The sequence below is a fragment of the Paenibacillus sp. 2TAB26 genome (assembly GCF_052115145.1).
Classification (GTDB): Bacteria; Bacillota; Bacilli; order Paenibacillales; family Paenibacillaceae; genus Pristimantibacillus.
This window is the reverse complement of sequence record NZ_JBFRGC010000139.1, coordinates 1-381: the sequence shown is the minus strand read 5'-3', so window position 1 is coordinate 381 and position 381 is coordinate 1. Positions and strand designations below refer to the sequence as shown.

Below are 381 nucleotides of genomic sequence, written 5' to 3'. Positions count from 1 at the left end.
AGTCTGAAGGGATTCATTGAGTACTCCTTCACTAAAATTGGGATAATTTAGATGGGTATTGATAAGCAGTACTTTTTTATTCTGATTCATTTTAACTGGTAATTATTGTTTACTGATTGATATCTTATTTTACTACTTATTTTGATTTAACCATTCGTCAAATGATACATATTCACTGGTGGCAATTTCTTTGGCAAATTCAATTCGTGCCGCTGAACCTGGCCCCATATAGGTGTATTTTTCACAAAATCCAAACATATCCGTTACTCCCTTTCCTCCTTCCATTAGACTGGAGAACACTGCACCCGGGACTTGCGCATAGCTATACGTATTGCCGTGCTTTTTATAAACTGCGATAATATCGTCAAAGCTGTACAGCTC

Annotated in this window: 1 protein-coding gene; it reads right to left on the bottom strand. The window is 36.7% G+C overall.

All coding sequences use genetic code 11. From position 1 onward, the window contains the following. Window positions 1–132: 132 nt before the first annotated feature. A partial coding sequence (locus tag AB4Z50_RS36245) for a hypothetical protein (RefSeq protein WP_441887351.1) occupies window positions 133–381 on the bottom strand: 249 nt, incomplete at its 5' end.